At 45.6% G+C, this 16,926-nt stretch carries 11 protein-coding genes and 1 other annotated feature; of the genes, 7 read left to right on the forward strand and 4 right to left on the reverse strand.

Annotated features, from left to right (window positions below; all coding sequences use genetic code 11):
• Positions 1 to 35 precede the first annotated feature (35 nt).
• Positions 36 to 2,609 (reverse strand): hypothetical protein, encoded by a 2,574-nt coding sequence (locus NSU15_RS08420; RefSeq protein WP_076120827.1) that lies wholly within the window; start codon positions 2,607 to 2,609, stop codon positions 36 to 38.
• A gap of 268 nt (positions 2,610 to 2,877) precedes the next feature.
• Positions 2,878 to 3,164 (forward strand) — a binding site (T-box leader).
• Positions 3,165 to 3,322: 158 nt separating this feature from the next.
• Between NSU15_RS08420 and pheS the strand changes: the two genes are divergently transcribed.
• The 3 genes from pheS (at position 3,323) to zapA (ending at position 9,405) form a co-directional block, all read left to right on the forward strand.
• Positions 3,323 to 4,357, forward strand: coding sequence for a phenylalanine--tRNA ligase subunit alpha (gene pheS / locus NSU15_RS08425; protein WP_042125570.1), 1,035 nt, complete (start codon positions 3,323 to 3,325; stop codon positions 4,355 to 4,357).
• Between the two features lie 378 nt (positions 4,358 to 4,735).
• Positions 4,736 to 7,180 (forward strand): phenylalanine--tRNA ligase subunit beta, encoded by a 2,445-nt coding sequence (gene pheT, locus NSU15_RS08430; protein ID WP_076120825.1) that lies wholly within the window; start codon positions 4,736 to 4,738, stop codon positions 7,178 to 7,180.
• A gap of 206 nt (positions 7,181 to 7,386) precedes the next feature.
• Positions 7,387 to 9,405, forward strand: coding sequence for a cell division protein ZapA (gene zapA, locus NSU15_RS08435; RefSeq protein WP_339291287.1), 2,019 nt, complete (start codon positions 7,387 to 7,389; stop codon positions 9,403 to 9,405).
• A gap of 237 nt (positions 9,406 to 9,642) precedes the next feature.
• On the opposite strand, the gene NSU15_RS08440 is transcribed toward zapA, so the two are convergent.
• Positions 9,643 to 10,026, reverse strand: coding sequence for a cupredoxin domain-containing protein (locus NSU15_RS08440; RefSeq protein ID WP_331281360.1), 384 nt, complete (start codon positions 10,024 to 10,026; stop codon positions 9,643 to 9,645).
• A gap of 404 nt (positions 10,027 to 10,430) precedes the next feature.
• On the opposite strand from NSU15_RS08440, the gene NSU15_RS08445 reads away from it, so the two are divergent.
• Positions 10,431 to 11,366, forward strand: coding sequence for a GGDEF domain-containing protein (locus NSU15_RS08445; RefSeq protein WP_339291289.1), 936 nt, complete (start codon positions 10,431 to 10,433; stop codon positions 11,364 to 11,366).
• A 69-nt stretch (positions 11,367 to 11,435) separates the two neighbouring features.
• On the opposite strand, the gene NSU15_RS08450 is transcribed toward NSU15_RS08445, so the two are convergent.
• Positions 11,436 to 11,783: a phage holin family protein gene (locus NSU15_RS08450; RefSeq protein WP_042125577.1), complete on the reverse strand. Its 348-nt coding sequence runs from the start codon at positions 11,781 to 11,783 to the stop codon at positions 11,436 to 11,438.
• 150 nt (positions 11,784 to 11,933) lie between these two features.
• On the opposite strand from NSU15_RS08450, the gene NSU15_RS08455 reads away from it, so the two are divergent.
• From NSU15_RS08455 to NSU15_RS08465, 3 genes are all read left to right on the forward strand, one after another.
• Positions 11,934 to 14,300, forward strand: a complete 2,367-nt coding sequence (locus tag NSU15_RS08455) for an endonuclease MutS2 (RefSeq protein WP_339289873.1) — start codon at positions 11,934 to 11,936, stop codon at positions 14,298 to 14,300.
• Positions 14,301 to 14,331: 31 nt separating this feature from the next.
• Positions 14,332 to 14,751: a DUF350 domain-containing protein gene (locus NSU15_RS08460; protein ID WP_042125581.1), complete on the forward strand. Its 420-nt coding sequence runs from the start codon at positions 14,332 to 14,334 to the stop codon at positions 14,749 to 14,751.
• A 215-nt stretch (positions 14,752 to 14,966) separates the two neighbouring features.
• Positions 14,967 to 15,509 (forward strand): hypothetical protein, encoded by a 543-nt coding sequence (locus NSU15_RS08465; RefSeq protein ID WP_042125583.1) that lies wholly within the window; start codon positions 14,967 to 14,969, stop codon positions 15,507 to 15,509.
• Positions 15,510 to 15,564: 55 nt separating this feature from the next.
• On the opposite strand, the gene NSU15_RS08470 is transcribed toward NSU15_RS08465, so the two are convergent.
• Positions 15,565 to 16,821: an FAD-dependent oxidoreductase gene (locus tag NSU15_RS08470; RefSeq protein ID WP_042131980.1), complete on the reverse strand. Its 1,257-nt coding sequence runs from the start codon at positions 16,819 to 16,821 to the stop codon at positions 15,565 to 15,567.
• Positions 16,822 to 16,926 lie beyond the last annotated feature (105 nt).

A 16,926-nucleotide genomic window follows, 5' to 3' on the forward strand; every position in this document is an offset into this window, starting at 1 on the left:
TCAAATTTCTTAACATAGGCCACCTCGCGCTTTTACTAATTGCTGGATGGAGTGTTAGAACCTGAATCAGTGTTTGAAGCGGAATTACTGCTTGAAGTGGTTGAAGCTGCCTGATAAGCGACCACATAGGTTTGTGTTCCCAGCAGATTGCGATGGCCTTGGAATTCGTCATATACATTCAATCGGATCGCGCCACCGTCTAGTGTTTTGTAAAGATTGCTTGTGAATGTTGTGGTGTACGACTTGAAATTACCTAATGGCAGATCTGTGCCAAGCATTAATGTCTTTTCCATCGTTTGCCCAAGGGGGTCGATCAATTCTAGTACAAGCTTGTGCTCATAGTTGCCCGATTCGTAAAGCGTACTGCTTGACAGGTTGTAGTTTAGGACTGTACTGAGCGTATCTTTACCAGCGGTGACGGTGGCGACTGCATTTGTAACGGATAGGGTATAAGGGAACAGTTCTACATCCAAAAGATTACTCTTCGACTCCACCGCAACATTATTTAGTCCCAGTGAAACCGTATTGATATACCCCGTTGATTTGCCGCCTGGAGCAGTGAGTTTTCCTTCGGATATCCCTTCACCGACATAAAGCACAAGCTGAGAAGGATCTACACCAAGTGGAAGCTTAGTCCAGACGGTGATCAGATTTTTTCCATTAGGGCTCGTGGAAGTTGTAGACTGGCTGACCTCGGCTTCATAATATTGATTGTCTGGCGTTTTGTAATACGCTACGAGTTGAGCCTGCTCCGATTTACGTGTTTCCTCACTGTTCATTTCCAATTCTGTGTACATGATACTGGAGCTTGTACCCTGATAGACCGTTGTCCGGCGCTCTAAGACTTCTGCTTTTTTGCTTTCAAGCTCGATATGGAAGGAACTTAATGCTGCAACCTCCTGAACACGGCTGTCCAACTGATTTGTGCTTAACGAAAGAAAATTAATTTTGCTTTCGCCGGAGGTTTCTTGCAGCGTTATTTTTAATTGATTGAACTGATACGTATACGGAACATTGGCCACGACATAAACATTTGTGGATTCATTTGGACCGAGTATGGTTTGCGTACTTTCTGTGATGACTTGGGAAGTACTGCTGACATCACTCTCGCCAGCTTTAATAACACTTGTAAAAGCAGGAAGCTGCACAGAGGTCGATTTCGTGTTGCGGATATTGATTTTCGCTACAAGCTGATCTTTGTCTGCCCAAGGCAGCCGCTGGATGTTCTCAAGCTTGACGGCAAATGAGCCGTGACTGTTCTCCACAGCGTATTCTGTATCCTGCCAATTGTTGGTTTGTAGCTTGTAAGGAATCTGATAATAGGCAGTAGGAAAAATAATCTTACCCTCGGCAGCGGGTTCAGTCATTTGTAGCTGCAGCGTGCCTTGAGCAATCGTTAGTGGAATATCTGCGCTGAACTCGATTATTTTTTCTTCCAGCGGCTTGAGTGTGAGGTTAGCAAAAGCCTTCGTGTCCACAGGGAAGCTGTATCCTTCAGCGGCTTTAACGGCGAACTCGTAAGCAGGCAAGGTTGTTGCTTTGTTGCCGCTATTCTTTACTCGGAACTGTAGCGTCCACTTCGCGGTGCCGTTGTCGGCATAGACATTAGCGCTTTTTAACTGCGTCTCGACAGTATTGCTATTGATAGTAAGCTTCTTGATGACATTGCCGGCTACTAGAAGATCCGGTGTGGTAGCGGCGGGAAGGTTATAGGTGACGATGGGCAACACTATTTTTAATGAGGTATCTTCAGCCGCAAATTGCAGAGTCATATTGTCTGTCTTCATATAAGATGGGATTTCCGTCATGTAGTAGATTGTCTTTTTTTCTTGTGGCTGCACTTTGTAGTTACTGCTCGCATCATCAAGTGTTAGTTCAAATACAGATCCACCAGCGGATGAGAGGTATCCCTTAAGTCCAGGATCACTGAGTATCTTAGTCCCCTGATTGGTTAAGCTCACTCCTACCTTGGCGTACACCTTACCGTTATATTTGTAAATTTGCAGACTTTCTGCTTTGGTTGTTACGGGCTGATTATTCAGGGTTATCTTTTTACTCTGGCCTCTAGTGACCGCTTGTGAAAAAGCTGCAGGAAGGGTGAAGGTTCCCAGTTTTTTTTGATAATCGCTGGAGCTGCTGAAATCCCAACCGAATAATGAGATCTTAGTTCCATTTAAAGATGTGGATTTACCGACGTTTACGTAATAGGTTACGGATTGACTGCTTTTGGAGGGGATGGCTTTGACGGTTGCGCTGCTGGTTACGGGGCTTCCTTGGATAACTGTTCCTCCGGCAGTAGTAACTTTAGAGAAATAATCTACAAGATTGATACTGCTACCGGTCCCGTTGTAATAGCTGAGTGTGTATGTAAGAATATTGCCGCCATCCTGAGTCAAAAAGCCAACATCGCTCAGCTTCACGCTAAAGTTACTCTTTAAAGCTATCGAGCCGAGTTTATCCAGAGTGGATACGGTGGTGGTAGTTGCTGTTTTGGTGGATGAAGTAGCCGTCGATGCCGCGTAAGCTCCGTACGCTCCGAACGTTGTAGCTTGACTCAGAACTGCCGTGCTAAGCATGATCACAGCTACTTTTGTTCTTCGTGCATGCATGTAATTCCCTCCCGGTATGAAATTCCTTGTACTATGAAGGTGTCAATGATTGAGTACAACCATGCCTTCTTAATAATGGAAATTATCAAGCTCCGCTGAATGTTAGCTGAAAAAAAGTCCCCAAAACGGCTCTGAACCTTAAAGCCAGCTTAACGCCAGATAAAAATTGCCCTAATTATGCTTGAACTTGTCAAAACGACAGATTTTGCATATAATAAATAGACATATCTCTTACATTAAAGGGATACCTGACAATTAGATTGAATTGTGAAATGCATTGATGGAGAAGAGTACACAGTGCCTGACTTACAGGGAGGAGACGCCGGTGATTGAGAGCGTTTCTAGGAAACAGAGCTGTCGAAGTTCACTCCGGAGCAGTTCCTTGAATTCCTTAAGATTGCCTTGTAAGGAAGCGTAGGGGAAACCGGTCACAGACCGTTATTTCTGTATAAAGTGAGATAGGTATCTGTCCAGCCAAAAGAGGGAATGAAGCTCTTAAGGGGAACAGATCAGCTTGTCTAACAAGGGTGGTACCACGGTCTTTTCGTCCCTTACCGGGAGGAAAGGCCTTTTTTTGTTGAATTATAAGAAAGTATAAGCTTCACGCTATACTTTTTCCTTATAATTCTCGCATAAACGCATACCGTCCTTAAAGGACGCCGAAGGCGTTTTAGCTTGAACTAGACAATGATTGAAGGGGGCTGTACACGGCCATGAAAGAGAAGTTGGAAGCATTGAAGGTAGAAGCACTGGCTAAGTTGCAGGAGGTTATGGATCCACAGGTTCTGAATGACCTAAGAGTGAAGTATCTCGGTAAAAAAGGTGAGCTTACAGAAGTTCTACGTGGTATGGGAGGACTTAGTGCTGAGGAGCGTCCGGTTATCGGGCAAGTAGCGAATCAGGTGCGTAGTGCGATTGAGGAGATTATTGGAGCGAAGCAAGAGGCATTTCAACAACAGGAGACACAACAGCGTCTGCAGGCTGAAAAAGTCGACGTAACCCTGCCTGGCCGCCGCATGCAGCAAGGGGGCATTCACCCGCTTAGCAGAGTGGTTCAGGAAATTGAGGATATTTTCATTGGTATGGGCTACCGTGTGGCTGAAGGTCCTGAAGTGGAGACCGATTATTATAACTTCGAAGCCTTAAATCTGCCTAAGAACCACCCGGCTCGTGATATGCAGGATTCCTTCTATTTGACGGATGATCTGCTCATGCGTACTCAAACGTCTCCTGTACAGATTCGTACAATGCAGGCTATGAATGGTGAAGTTCCGGTTAAAATCATCTGCCCGGGTAAAGTATTCCGCCGTGATGATGACGATGCAACGCACTCCTTCCAGTTCCATCAAATCGAAGGTTTGGTTATCGGAAGCAACATTCGGATGAGTGACCTGAAAGGTACATTGCAGCAATTCGTGCAGGAGATGTTCGGCCCGAATACAGGCATTCGTCTTCGTCCGAGCTTCTTCCCGTTCACCGAGCCTAGCGTTGAAGTGGACGTAAGCTGCTTCAAATGTGGCGGCGATGGTTGCAGACTGTGCAAGCAAAGCGGATGGTTAGAAATTCTTGGCGCGGGTATGGTGCATCCAAATGTTCTGGAAATGGGTGGCTATGATCCTGCTAAGTATAGCGGCTTCGCATTCGGTATGGGTGTTGAGCGGATTGCTATGCTTAAATACGGCATCGATGACATTCGTCATTTCTATAACAACGATATGAGTTTTGTAAAGCAGTTCAAGGGCGTTTAGATTTTTGGTGGGCGAGCTGGCTGACGGGTTATGAGGATGGATTTTGGAGCATTTGATTTCATGTTGTAAAAACCCTATTAAGCTAGGATCGGAAAGGAATTTTGGAACTGTAGGAGCGATAGCGACCGCCTGAAAGCTTTCCGTAGGAAAGCTAGCATCGTAAGCATAAGCTTTGTCCCCGGATTTCCACCGCGAAGAGCGGTTTAGATCAAGAAATCTGGGGACAACAGCGGCCGGAAGTCCAAAGATTCCTTGCAGGGACCGCTCTTAATAGTGTTTTGCAGTTGAAATTGAGAGCTCTTAATCAAGCCTCCGACTGGAAGCAGATCGAACGGCAAGTAGATAAATACATCTGAAACATAAAGGAAGTGAGCGGACATGAAAGTATCAACCGGATGGTTGGCTGATTATACATCGATTGAAGGAGTAACCGCCGAAAAGCTAGCGGAGAAGATTACCGCTGCCGGCATTGAAATTGACGGAGTAGAGCGCCGCAATAAAGGGATTTCGGGCATCGTAACCGGCTATGTGAAATCGAAGGAAAAACATCCTGATGCTGATAAGCTGAACATATGTATCGTGGATGCAGGTCAAGGTGAAGATCTGCAAATCGTCTGCGGCGCAAAAAATGTAGCTGCGGGACAAACCGTTCCTGTAGCTCTTGTAGGCGCTAAGCTGCCAGGACTCGATATCAAAAAAGCAAAGCTGCGCGGAGTATTATCGCAAGGGATGATCTGCTCAGCTAAAGAATTAGGACTGAATGATAAATTGCTTCCTAAAGAGCAACAAGAAGGAATTCTTGTGCTTCCAGAGGGAACAGAGATCGGTCAAGATATTTCAAAGTTGCTGGGTTTAGATGATGAGATTCTGGAATTCGATCTGACTCCGAACCGTTCAGATTGTCTAAGCATGATTGGTGCTGCTTATGAAGTAAGCGCGATTCTTGGACGCGAGATTAAATTGCCTAATCCAGCAGGTGAAATCATTGAGATCAGCGGAGCAGCTGCTAAATCTATTTCCGTTAAGATTGAGAATGAAGAACTTTGCAGTCACTACGCTGTTCGTTATATCTCGGGTGTTAAACCTGCAGCATCACCGCTGTGGATTCAGAATCGTCTGATGGCGGCAGGGATTCGTCCAATTAACAACATCGTAGACATCACTAACTATGTGATGCTCGAATACGGACAGCCGCTGCATGCTTTTGATGCAGATAAAATCGAAGGCGGAGAACTCGGCGTTCGTCTTGCTCATGAAGGTGAAGTCCTGACTACACTTGATGGCCAAGAACGGAAGCTTGAGCCACATATGCTCGTTATCGCTGATGGAGCTAAAGCAGTAGCTCTGGCTGGAGTAATGGGAGGACAGGATACAGAAGTTACTGCTGAAACGGTAAATCTCGTTCTGGAATCCGCTAAGTTTGATGGAGGAACTGTTCGTAAAACCTCGCGTCAACTGGGGCTTCGCTCGGAAGCATCCCTTCGTTTCGAGAAAGAAGTGGACCCAAATGCAGTTATTCCTGCATTGAACCGCGCAGCAGTACTTATTGCACGTTATGCTGGCGGATCTGTGCATGAAGGAATTGTTCAAGCAGGAACAGTCGCAACTGAAGAGAAGGTACTGACTTTGTCCTTGGAGAAGTTGAACCGTTATCTCGGAACAGATCTGTCCTTGCTAGAAGTGAAGACATTGTTTGGACGTCTTCATTTCAAGTGTGGTGATACTGCACAAGGGCTGATCGAAGTTCAGGTGCCGACTAGACGTGGCGATATCAACTATGATGTTGACCTTATCGAAGAAATTGCTCGTCTGTACGGGTACGACAATATTCCAACGACTCTGATTGAAGGAGTTACAACGCCAGGTGCATTAACGCATAAGCAATCACTCCGCCGTGAACTGCGTCGCCTGTTGTCGCATGGCGGTTATCAGGAAGTGATGGGCTACTCCTTCATCCAGCCGGCACAAAGCAAAATGTTCCCTGAGTTATCAGAAGGCTCACAAGCGGTTAAATTGGCTATGCCAATGAGTGAAGAACGCAGTGTACTGCGTACTAGCCTTCTGCCACAACTTTTGGATATTGCTAGCTACAATACCAACCGTCGTCAAAGCGATCTAGCGTTGTTTGAAATCGGCAATGTCTTCTTCACGGATGAAGAACAGTTGACTCGCCAGCCGCGTGAGTTGCCAGTGCTGGGTTTGTTGCTTAGCGGTAGCCTAACCGTGAAGCAATGGAACGTTTCAGCACAGCCTGTCGATTTCTTTGATTTGAAGGGTGCGCTAGAATCGGTGTTTGCTTATTTGGGTCTTACAGACAGAATCATCTACGAGGGAGACAGTCCAGAAGGATATCATCCTGGACGTTCCGCGTCTGTGTACCTGCTCGGAGACGAGGGTCGTGTGAAGATCGGAACGATGGGTCAGCTCCATCCGGAACTGCAAAGAGAGCTTGATCTAGTGGATACCTATGTCGCTGAGATTTTATTGCAGCCGCTGTATGATAACACGCACAGCCGTCTGCAATATAATGAGCTTCCACGTTTCCCGGGAATGGAACGGGATATTGCTGTGGTTGTTGATTCAACTGTACCAGCGGGCGATCTGCTAGCTTCCATCCGTGCAAACGGAGGGACTTTGCTACAATCCGTTCAGGTATTCGACGTGTACACTGGCGGCAAATTAGAGAGTGGGAAGAAGAGCATTGCGATCTCACTTCTGTATCGTCACGGTGAACATACATTGACAGATGAAGAGGTTGGAGAAGTACACGATAAGCTATTATCGTCCCTTCAACAAACTTTTGGTGCAGAATTAAGAAAATAGCAGGAATTGTGTAAAGCCGCAGCGAATCCATTTAGAAACTGAGATTCGCTGCGGCTTTTTCTGGGTAGAGTGAAATGCGGAGGATGTCAGCGAGAATCTATTGAATTACAAGGGATTTTGCCAAATGCTTAAGAAAAAAGCTACAATAGAAACAGTAAGACTAGCTTAGAATCCGCACACATACAAAGGAGGGCACAACTGTGGCTATGGACCGGACTCGTGTCGCCGTGGAGATATACGGAACTTCCTATAAACTCGTCGGAAGCAGCACTGAATATATGAAACAAGTGGCCCGTTATGTTGACGAACATATGCGCACGATTTCTAAATCACACACCAGACTGGATACGCCGCGTATTGCGGTGCTTGCAGCAGTACATATGGCGGAGCAGGCTATTCAGGTTCAGGATTTTAAAAATGAACTCAACATGATGACAGGTGAACGCAGTGAACTGCGATTGGAAGTATCTCGCCTGCTGGAGGTTCAGCGGGAGCGACAAGAAGAATATGAACGCCTTGAAGCGGCGGCTAAGGAAGAAGCAGAGCGACTGATTGCTGCGATTGAAGAAGAACGCAAGCGTCATCTGGAGATCCAGGAGAACGAGCGCAAGGTACATGCGGACCAGCTTCAGGAGGCAAACCAAGCGGCTGAAGCTGCGCGAGAGAAGCTGGAAGAGGAGCTGCTTGCGCGTGAGCAGGAGCTTCAAGCACTGCGGGCAAGCTATGAGGCAGAACAGGCTGCTATTCGTGAGAATCATCGAGAGGAGCTAGCGATTGCTGAAGCCATCCGTCTGCAGCAATTGGAAGAGCAGAAGACGGCGCATCTGCTAGAGCTGGAGAACATCCGTGAGACGCTGATTAAGGTGAAGACAGATACTTTGTCTGCCCTGGAGCTTGAGTTAACCGAGACCAGGTCAACATTAGAGAAACAGCTTGAGGAAACCAAATCGACATTAGGTAAGGAACTCGAGGATACAACAACGAAGCTAGGCAAGGAACTGGCTGAAGAGCGGGAAGCTTTACAACGGGAGCTTGCTAAGAATAAGGAGCTTCGACAATCGCAAGGCACTCAGGAACACAGACATAAGCAAAGCATTCAAGAGCTTGAGAAACAGCTGGCTGAGCTCCGTGGTGGAACAGGACAACTTCAGTCTAGACTCCGTGCGGCTGAAGCCAGTCTTAAGAGTGAACGAGATGCTCGTCAAACGCTGCTCGGACAATATGAAGCGGTGGTTAAACGCGAAGAGCAGCTCAGTGAGGAACTGCGTACGGCTACTGAGTTAGGTGTGCTGTTGAATGAAGAGCTGGAAGAATTGCGTCAGCGTTATCAGCAGTCACAGAATGAAGCAGCAGAGCTGCGGAAGTCATTACAGGAAACGAGTGATAATCTGCACCGTGTTCAGGAAGAACTCGCTGGATCTATGGCGGAGGCAGCGAATTGGCAAGAGCTTTCGGATAAACGAATGGATGATATTGGCGAACTGGAAATGAATCTGCTGGAGTCCGAGGAGAAATCACTGACACTTCAGAAGGAGATTGAGGTTCTTCGTGGTCAAGCGGATGGATTAGTACAACAATTAGATCATCAAGTTCAACTTCGTACAGATGCAGAAGAGGAAACTGCAGCACTCCGTGAACAAGGTGGACAGGTTCAGAAGGAACTGTCTGCGCTTCGTGAACGCTATGAGGAACTGATCTCTCAATATGACGAAGTGCTGCAAGATGGCGAACGTCTGCAGGAAAGATATCAGCTGCTGCAGGAAGAAGGAGAAGAGACAGCACGACGTTTAGAAGAGCTGTCTGAAGCTAGCCGTGAAGCCGCTGCTACTGTTGCTGAGCAGCAGGAAGTACTGAAGGAGGCCGAGGCGTACGGAGCTTCCTGGAAGCACAAGTACGAGGAGTTATTCGAGCGGCAGCAGCAGTGGAGTGATTTAGAAGCGAAGCTGCGCGAAGAGATAGATATTTGGCAGCAGGAGGCCGGTGAGGCTGAGGCGAAGCAGGAATCTATTGAACGTGAACGCAGTGAGGTGCTTCAGCAGCTTGGTGAAGTCGGCGAGAACTATGAGTTGGCTCAAGGACAACTGCGTCTGCTACAGGTCCAGTTTGAGATGCACCAGAATGAGCTACAGAAGATGACGGATGAGCATCGTAATCTTCAAGAGGAATATGCCAAGCTTCAAAATGAATATAATGAATGGATTCAACTGATCGAACAGGATAGTTGAATGTCGGATGCAAGAAAGAGGGCTGTACCTGAGGCGTAGAGAGATCTATTTCAGGTTAGCCCTCTTTGTCTAAAATATAAGTTAGTATAAGCCTCACACTATCCTTTCTTATATTTCTCGCTTAAATGGTTAGTATTCTTATAGAGACGCCGAAGGCGTTTATGCTAGTGGCCACAGCGTAAATAAATAGCCGACCGTAGGGAAATTCCCTAGCGATCGGCTATTTTATTGAGTCATCTATTCTACGATGATTTTTGCATTCATACCGCTATGTCCGGAACCGCACATAATCGAACAGGTCATTTCGAATGTGCCGGCTTCTTCCGGAACAATTACCTTTGAGGATTTTTTGCTATTAAGCTGGAGTTCAAATTCAGGGATAAGGATGCCATGATTGCCGCTATCGTTTTTAAAAATAATTTTGACGGGTACACCTTTTTTTAAATGATATTCTTCCTGATCAAAGCTGTAATTTGTAGCCGTAATTATGAGTTCTGTTTCTGCTTCGATTTCTGGCTTAGATTCATTACCGCTATTACTTGCTGTATTATTGTTACTGTTGCTGCAGGCAGTGAGAGCTATTACAAACACAATGGAAAGCAGAATTGCAACTCTCTTCATAATCCTTATCCCCTCCCAGGAAGTACAATCTCAGAAATAATGTGACAATTATGTAAACATCATAACTTAAAATTTCTGTCATCACTTTGATGAATTGTGAATAATCCGTGAACGAAGGGATCGCTCAAACTTTGTCGAAAATTGCAAAAAATTGATGTGAATCTAATTTAGATTTATTATAATGAAAAAAGAATATATTAACGATTAAGTAGGGGATACAGATTATTAATAATAACGATGTGCTAAAAACAGAGATTTGGCACCGTAGAATTTTAAAAGGCTTCTGGATAATAGTCATTCTAATGATGGTTTCAGAGATCCTTTTTATGATAAATGTTGACCTTCCCCACACACAAACGCAATCACATTTGTTTCTAGCTTGCAATTTATTAATTGTGATCTTTATGATTGCAGCTGAGCTGTGGCTGCGGTATAGCAGACTTTCTCCTAAGCTCGGAGTGGTCAGTTGTGGATTTCTAGTATCCTATCTTATGTATTTTGTATTAGAGCCTTATGTTGATGGTGCGCAGATGACGTTAATGATGCCTATTATGGTTGCTCTAATTTACTTTGATAGTAAGCTTCTGTACATTATGGGGATATTCAGCGTAGTGTTTTATGCAGGGAATTATTTTGGATTAGAACGGATATTTCTGAATAAACCGTTGCTTGAATTCTTAATGGTAGAGTGTGTATTTATTATTTTCGTAGGGATGGCTCATGCGGTAATAATCCGAGCTCGGGAAGCGCGTGATAATCTAGAGAGATTAACGAAGGAAGGCCAAGATCTCATGGTGGAGAGGGCTGTTTCTGATAAGCTGCTCAAGACAGATGCGCTCACTGGGCTGTACAACCATAAAACATTTCATGAATACCTGGATACATTATTAGAGCAGTGTGAGAGCAACAACCTCAAATTACAGCTGGCTCTTTTCGATATCGATAATTTCAAGCAGGTTAATGATACATATGGGCACTGGGTAGGGGATCTTGTACTTAAGGCGGTTGCGGAAAAGGTTGGCGGCATGATCGAACTTAATGATTTTGCAGCCAGATACGGCGGTGAAGAGTTTGTAGTGATTTTTACGGACAAAAGTTATTCTGAGGCCTATAAAGCTATAGAGGAACTACGGATCAACATTGCTCGAATAGAGCATTTGCACGCTGGCAATAAGCCGATCACCGTAAGCATTGGAATATGTGAATATCAGCTAGGGGACGGGAAGGAGATTCTGTTCCGCAAAACGGATAATGCGCTATATGCAGCGAAGAAACGTGGCAAGAATACAGTCGTTAATGCTTTTGACAATGATGGAGCTGAAATTGCGACTTATGGATAAAAAAGACACAGAACCCTTATTGCCGGAAAAGAACCGGGAATAGGGGTTCTGTGTTGTGGATAGCTTTCGTTACTTTGCCGCTTCGAACGGGGTGGATACCGGTAAAAACAAGTCGACAATACCGATGACCAGTGCTGCCAGGATTGCTCCTAGAATGGATACGCTAACTCCACTCACTACGAATTGGGCGACCCAGATGACTAATGCACTGACGATAAAACCGACGATACCGCGGCCGAAGGGTGTTGCTTTCTTGCCGAAGATTCCTTCGACAACCCAGCCGAGTAACGCGATCACCAGTGCAAGGATAAGAGCGCTCCAAAAGCCTCCAATAGTGAACTGTGGAACAATCCAACCGACAACCATCAGAACAAGCGCTGCTACAACAAAACGACCCACATGACTTAAGAAATTCAATGTACTAACCTCCTTTGGCCCAAGCTAAGGATATGTGCAGTTCTTATTGTGACCTTAATACTTGTTTTTATGCTTAATCCTATACCAAATAGCGAAATTGACTTGAATTCTGTATAATGGAAACATCTATGAAGGGAGCTGTGACTGTAATTGGACGACAAAATTTTGCATACGCTTGAATATCGCAAGATTTTAAATAAATTAATGCAATATACGCAAACCTCAATGGGGCGATTGACTGCGGAGCAGCTAAGACCCTCCGGTGATTTTGAAGGCGTGAAAAAGCTACTTCAAGCCACGGATGAAGCGGCTAATGTAGATCGCCTGAAGGGTATTCCTTCATTTGGCGGGATAAGCGATATTCGAGCTGCACTAAAACGTGCCTCTATAGGCGGAATGCTGGGAACAACTGAACTGCTGGCAGTGGGAACTACCATTGGCGGAGCAAGAAGAGTCAAACGCTTCCTGGCAGCTATGCATGAGGAGGAGAAGATTGAATTCCTATTTTCACTCAGCGATGTTTTGTCAGAGCAAAAACATGTAGAAGATGCCATTCGTTTATGCATAGACGAGAACGCAGATGTTCTTGACACAGCTAGCTCTGAATTGGCTACGATTCGACGTGAATTACGCGGCGGAGAGACTCGAATTCGTGAGAAGCTGGATTCCATGATTCGTTCTTCTTCCGTATCTAAAATGCTGCAGGATCAGCTGGTAACGATTCGTGGGGATCGGTTTGTTATTCCTGTAAAAGCGGAGTATCGTGCGCATTTCGGTGGTATCGTACATGATCAGTCTGGATCAGGTGCGACTTTATTTATCGAACCTGAGTCTATTGTGGCGATGAATAACAAACTGCGTGAAACACGGCTGCGTGAAGAGCGGGAGATTGAGATCATTTTGCATAGGTTGACAGCGCTAGTAGCTGATATAGCCGAAGAAATGACTTATGATATCGATATTTTAGGTGAGCTTGATTTCATCTTCTCTAAGGCACGTCTTGCACGAGATATGAAGGCTACGCAGCCTCGCATGAATGATCGCGGGTATTTGAAGCTGCGCAAAGGACGACATCCGCTGATTCCTGCGGAGCATGTGGTTCCTCTGGATGTAGAGCTCGGCAACCAATATAGCTCGATAATTGTAACTGGACCTAATACAGGTGGTAAAACCGTTACACTCAAGACCATTGGACTGTTGAGTCTTATGTCGATGTCTGGTTTGTTCATTCCAGCAGAGGAAGGCAGTCAAATGTGTGTCTTTGATGCCATTTATGCAGATATTGGCGATGAACAGAGCATTGAGCAAAGTCTGAGTACGTTCTCTAGCCATATGACGAATATTATATCCATTCTGCGCCGAATGACTCCGAAGAGTCTTATTCTGCTTGATGAAGTGGGTGCAGGAACGGATCCGGCAGAAGGCTCCGCGCTGGCAATTGCCATTCTGGAGCATATTCACCGGACTGAATGCCGTATGGTCGCTACTACGCATTATAGCGAACTGAAGGCATATGCTTATGAGCGTAAAGGGGTCATCAATGCCAGCATGGAATTTGATGTCCAAAGTCTTAGTCCTACCTATCGTTTGCTGATTGGTGTTCCTGGACGAAGCAACGCTTTTGCAATTGCAGAGCGATTAGGTCTGCCAAGCGCGATTCTGGAGCATGCACGTGGTGAAGTGAAGGAAGAAGACCTTCGTGTGGAGCATATGATTGCTTCTCTTGAAGAGAATCGACTTGGTGCAGAGCAGGAACATGAGAGAGCAGAGAGTATCCGCCGTGAAGTGGAAGAACTGCGCAGCAGACACCAGCAAGAGCTTGAAAAGCTGGAAAGCCAGCGGGACAAACGACTGGAGAAAGCGGAGAAAGATGCCAGTGCGATTTTGGAGAAAGCGCGTAAGGAAGCTGAAGTAATCATCAGCGATTTGCGCCGCTTAGCTATGGAAGAAGGCGCTTCAGTCAAAGAGCATAAGCTGATTGAAGCACGGAGACGTCTAGATGAAGCGGAACCTTCACCGCGTAAGAAAGCCGCAACTCGGAAGCCAGCTAAGACTCCGCGGACGATTGGGCCTGGTGATGAAGTGAAAGTAGATAGCTTAAATCAAAAAGGTTTTGTAGTGGAATTAAGCGGCACTAAAGAGGCTTTAGTACAGTTTGGGATCATGAAGATGAAGGTGAGCCTGGATGATCTTGAACTGCTCTCATCTAAGGCAGCCTCTGCACCGGTGCCTCTTCGGCAGGCAACAACCGTTAAACGTTCCCGTGACGAGAATATTCGTAGAGAACTGGATTTACGGGGGACGAACCTAGAGGAAGCAATCATGGAGACGGATCGTTTTATTGATGAAGCTTTCTTAGGCAATTTGGGCCAAATTTCAATTATTCATGGTAAGGGCACAGGTGTGCTCCGCACAGGGATTCAAGAATATTTGCGTAAGCATAGACATGTTAAGAGCTATAGGCTTGGAAATTATAATGAAGGCGGCGCAGGCGTAACCGTAGCTGAGCTGCAATAGCGGGATTGCCCGGCAGAAAGAAGGGAAGAGTGTGCAAGGAGATATTGATCTTTTGCTGGGTCATCCGCTAGGTGCCTTGCTTGGCTACTTTGCAGTGGCAATTCTAGGGCTCGTTGTATTTTTGTCTATTTTTGAAATGGTAACGAAATATAATTGCTGGGAAGAAATTCGCAAGGGAAACTTGGCGGTAGCCATGGCTACTGGCGGCAAAATCTTCGGAATTTGCAACGTGCTGCGCTTCAGTATTGAATCAGGTGTCTCGATTTATGAGACGATGAAGTGGTCGGTTGTTGGTTTTTTACTGCTGCTGCTTGCCTATTTTTTATTTGAATTTCTAACCCCGGTATTCTCTATTGATGAGGAGATCGCTGCGGATAACCGTGCTGTTGGGCTAATAGCAATGCTGATCTCGGTTTCATTGTCTTATGTGATCGGTGCAGCTATATTTTAAATAAAATAGGCAGTTTTGCACCTCCCTACAAAGGATTCCAGATGGATCTGGACAAGCTTTGAAATGAGCAGCTCCACTTTGTGGGGTATTAGGAGGATATCATGAAGATTCTTACCCGAGTTCTGTTTGTGTCAGCCATTGCTTTTATAGCAGCCGGTATTATTTATTTAATGATGAACTAAATTTAAACGTGAAGTAAGAAGGAGATTATAAAGATGGAAACAACTGTGTGCCCTTGGTGTCATACTGAAATCGTATGGGACGAGGAATTCGGACCAGAGGAAAATTGTCCTCACTGTAACAATGAACTTAACGGATATCGTACTGTTACAGTAGGGATAGACGGCATCGAAGATGAGGAAGAGGAAGTTGTAGAAGAACCTAAACAAGAGGTTATTAATGATGAGGATCTTTGGGGCGACGTCGACAAAGACAGTGTAGTGCCTATCTACAACACGCTCAATCAATTCGGTGACGATTATGATTTGAATAAGTATGAAGAGCGTGTATCGGGTATCTTAGCGATTCAGGAAGAAGCACCCGAATGTACACAATGCCATGAATTAACTATCCTTGCTGGAAAGCAGCTTGTTAACAACTTCGAGCCTTCTGCACCGGCTACACTGGGTGGACCTGTATTAACATCTCCATTCTCGCTTAATGTCTATGTGTGCCCATCATGTTTCCATGTACAGCATAGTCTGGCGCAGGAAGACCGTATTCAGCTCGTACGTAATCTGAGTACCGATAAAGCATAAGTATCATCATAAAAAGCTTAGTCCTCTTATTGACTATAAGGGGACTAAGCTTTTTTTAATTCCATTTCTGTGTATTAACGTTCGTATTCTGAGAAGGAGAAGGTTTAACTGATCGTGTCAACGAGAATAGATCTAGCTCCGGCCGGTGTTTACCCGCAATCGTATCTGTTAATAACTCCGCAGCAATCATGCTGTACACCGTCCCATTGCCTCCATAACCCTCGATGAAATAGCAATGAGGGAACTTGGGATGTGGGCCGATATAAGGGAGCCCATCACGCGTGGAGCCGAATACAGCTCCCCAGGAGTATTCAATCTCGATGCCTTTGATTTCAGGAAACAGAGCTTCCAGCTCTTCCAGTAACCGTTGACTCTGAGAGATTACTCTGACATCACGACGCTCGGGATCCGTCAATGGCTCATCTTTGCCTCCTGCAATAATACGTCCCTCCGGTGTTGTCCGAAAATACAAATACGGTCGGGCGGTTTCCCAAAGAAGGCTGCGCTCATGCCATTTCGGAAATTCCTTCAGAGGCTTTGTCATCACAGCATACGTATTGATCAGCTCAGCGCCCCGGTCTTTTTTAAACTCCTGCGTTTCATAGCCCATTGCAAAGATAACCTTTTTCGCAATGATGCGTCCATGCTCTGTGTGGCAAATTACGCCATCTTCAGTAAATTCATAGCGTTTAGCCTCGGTTTGCTCATAAACATGTACACCATTCATTGCTGCCTTGGCGATCAGGCTGTGAACCGTCCGGAAAGGATTCGCCTCTGCATCACCGCGTGAATAAAGCGCAGCGGGTTTTGAAAAAGAATACACAGAAGCTATTTTTTCCTCTTCCCAGAAATCAGAATCGAATCCGTGAGCAACGAGATTCTCATATTCTTCTCGCAGAGCGGGTACATCCTCATGTGTACTGGCATATAAAAGGCTGCTGCGAGGAATGATTTGGGGATCGATATCGAGTTTGGCCGGCAGATCCAGAATATTTCTAACCCCTGCTTGGCATAGCTGATAAAAGAGCAAGCCGTTCTTTTCTCCAAAGGTGTTCATACATGAGGTTAACGATTTGTCGTTAGATATTTGCAGCAGACCAGTATTGGCATGTGAACTTCCGCTGCCAACTCGTTTTTTTTCGATCAGAACAGCCTCCGCTCCGCTTAACGACAAGCGATAGGATGCCATTGCTCCGCCCATTCCAGCGCCTACAACCAGGCAATCACAGCGTATGGTATCCTCTAGCGCGGGATAAGTTGGAGGGTCTTGTAAAGTGTTTCTCCAAGGGGGGGTGCCGCTATTTAGTCTCATGAAATTGATCGCTCCTTCATTCGTTCCATAATTAAGTATGGGCGGCATATTACCGTCTCATTCGCAGCATGTTCTTATTTTTGTCATATCTCTCTAATGCTCTCG

This window comes from Paenibacillus sp. FSL E2-0201, from assembly GCF_037963325.1.
Lineage (GTDB): Bacteria > Bacillota > Bacilli > Paenibacillales > Paenibacillaceae > Paenibacillus_AQ.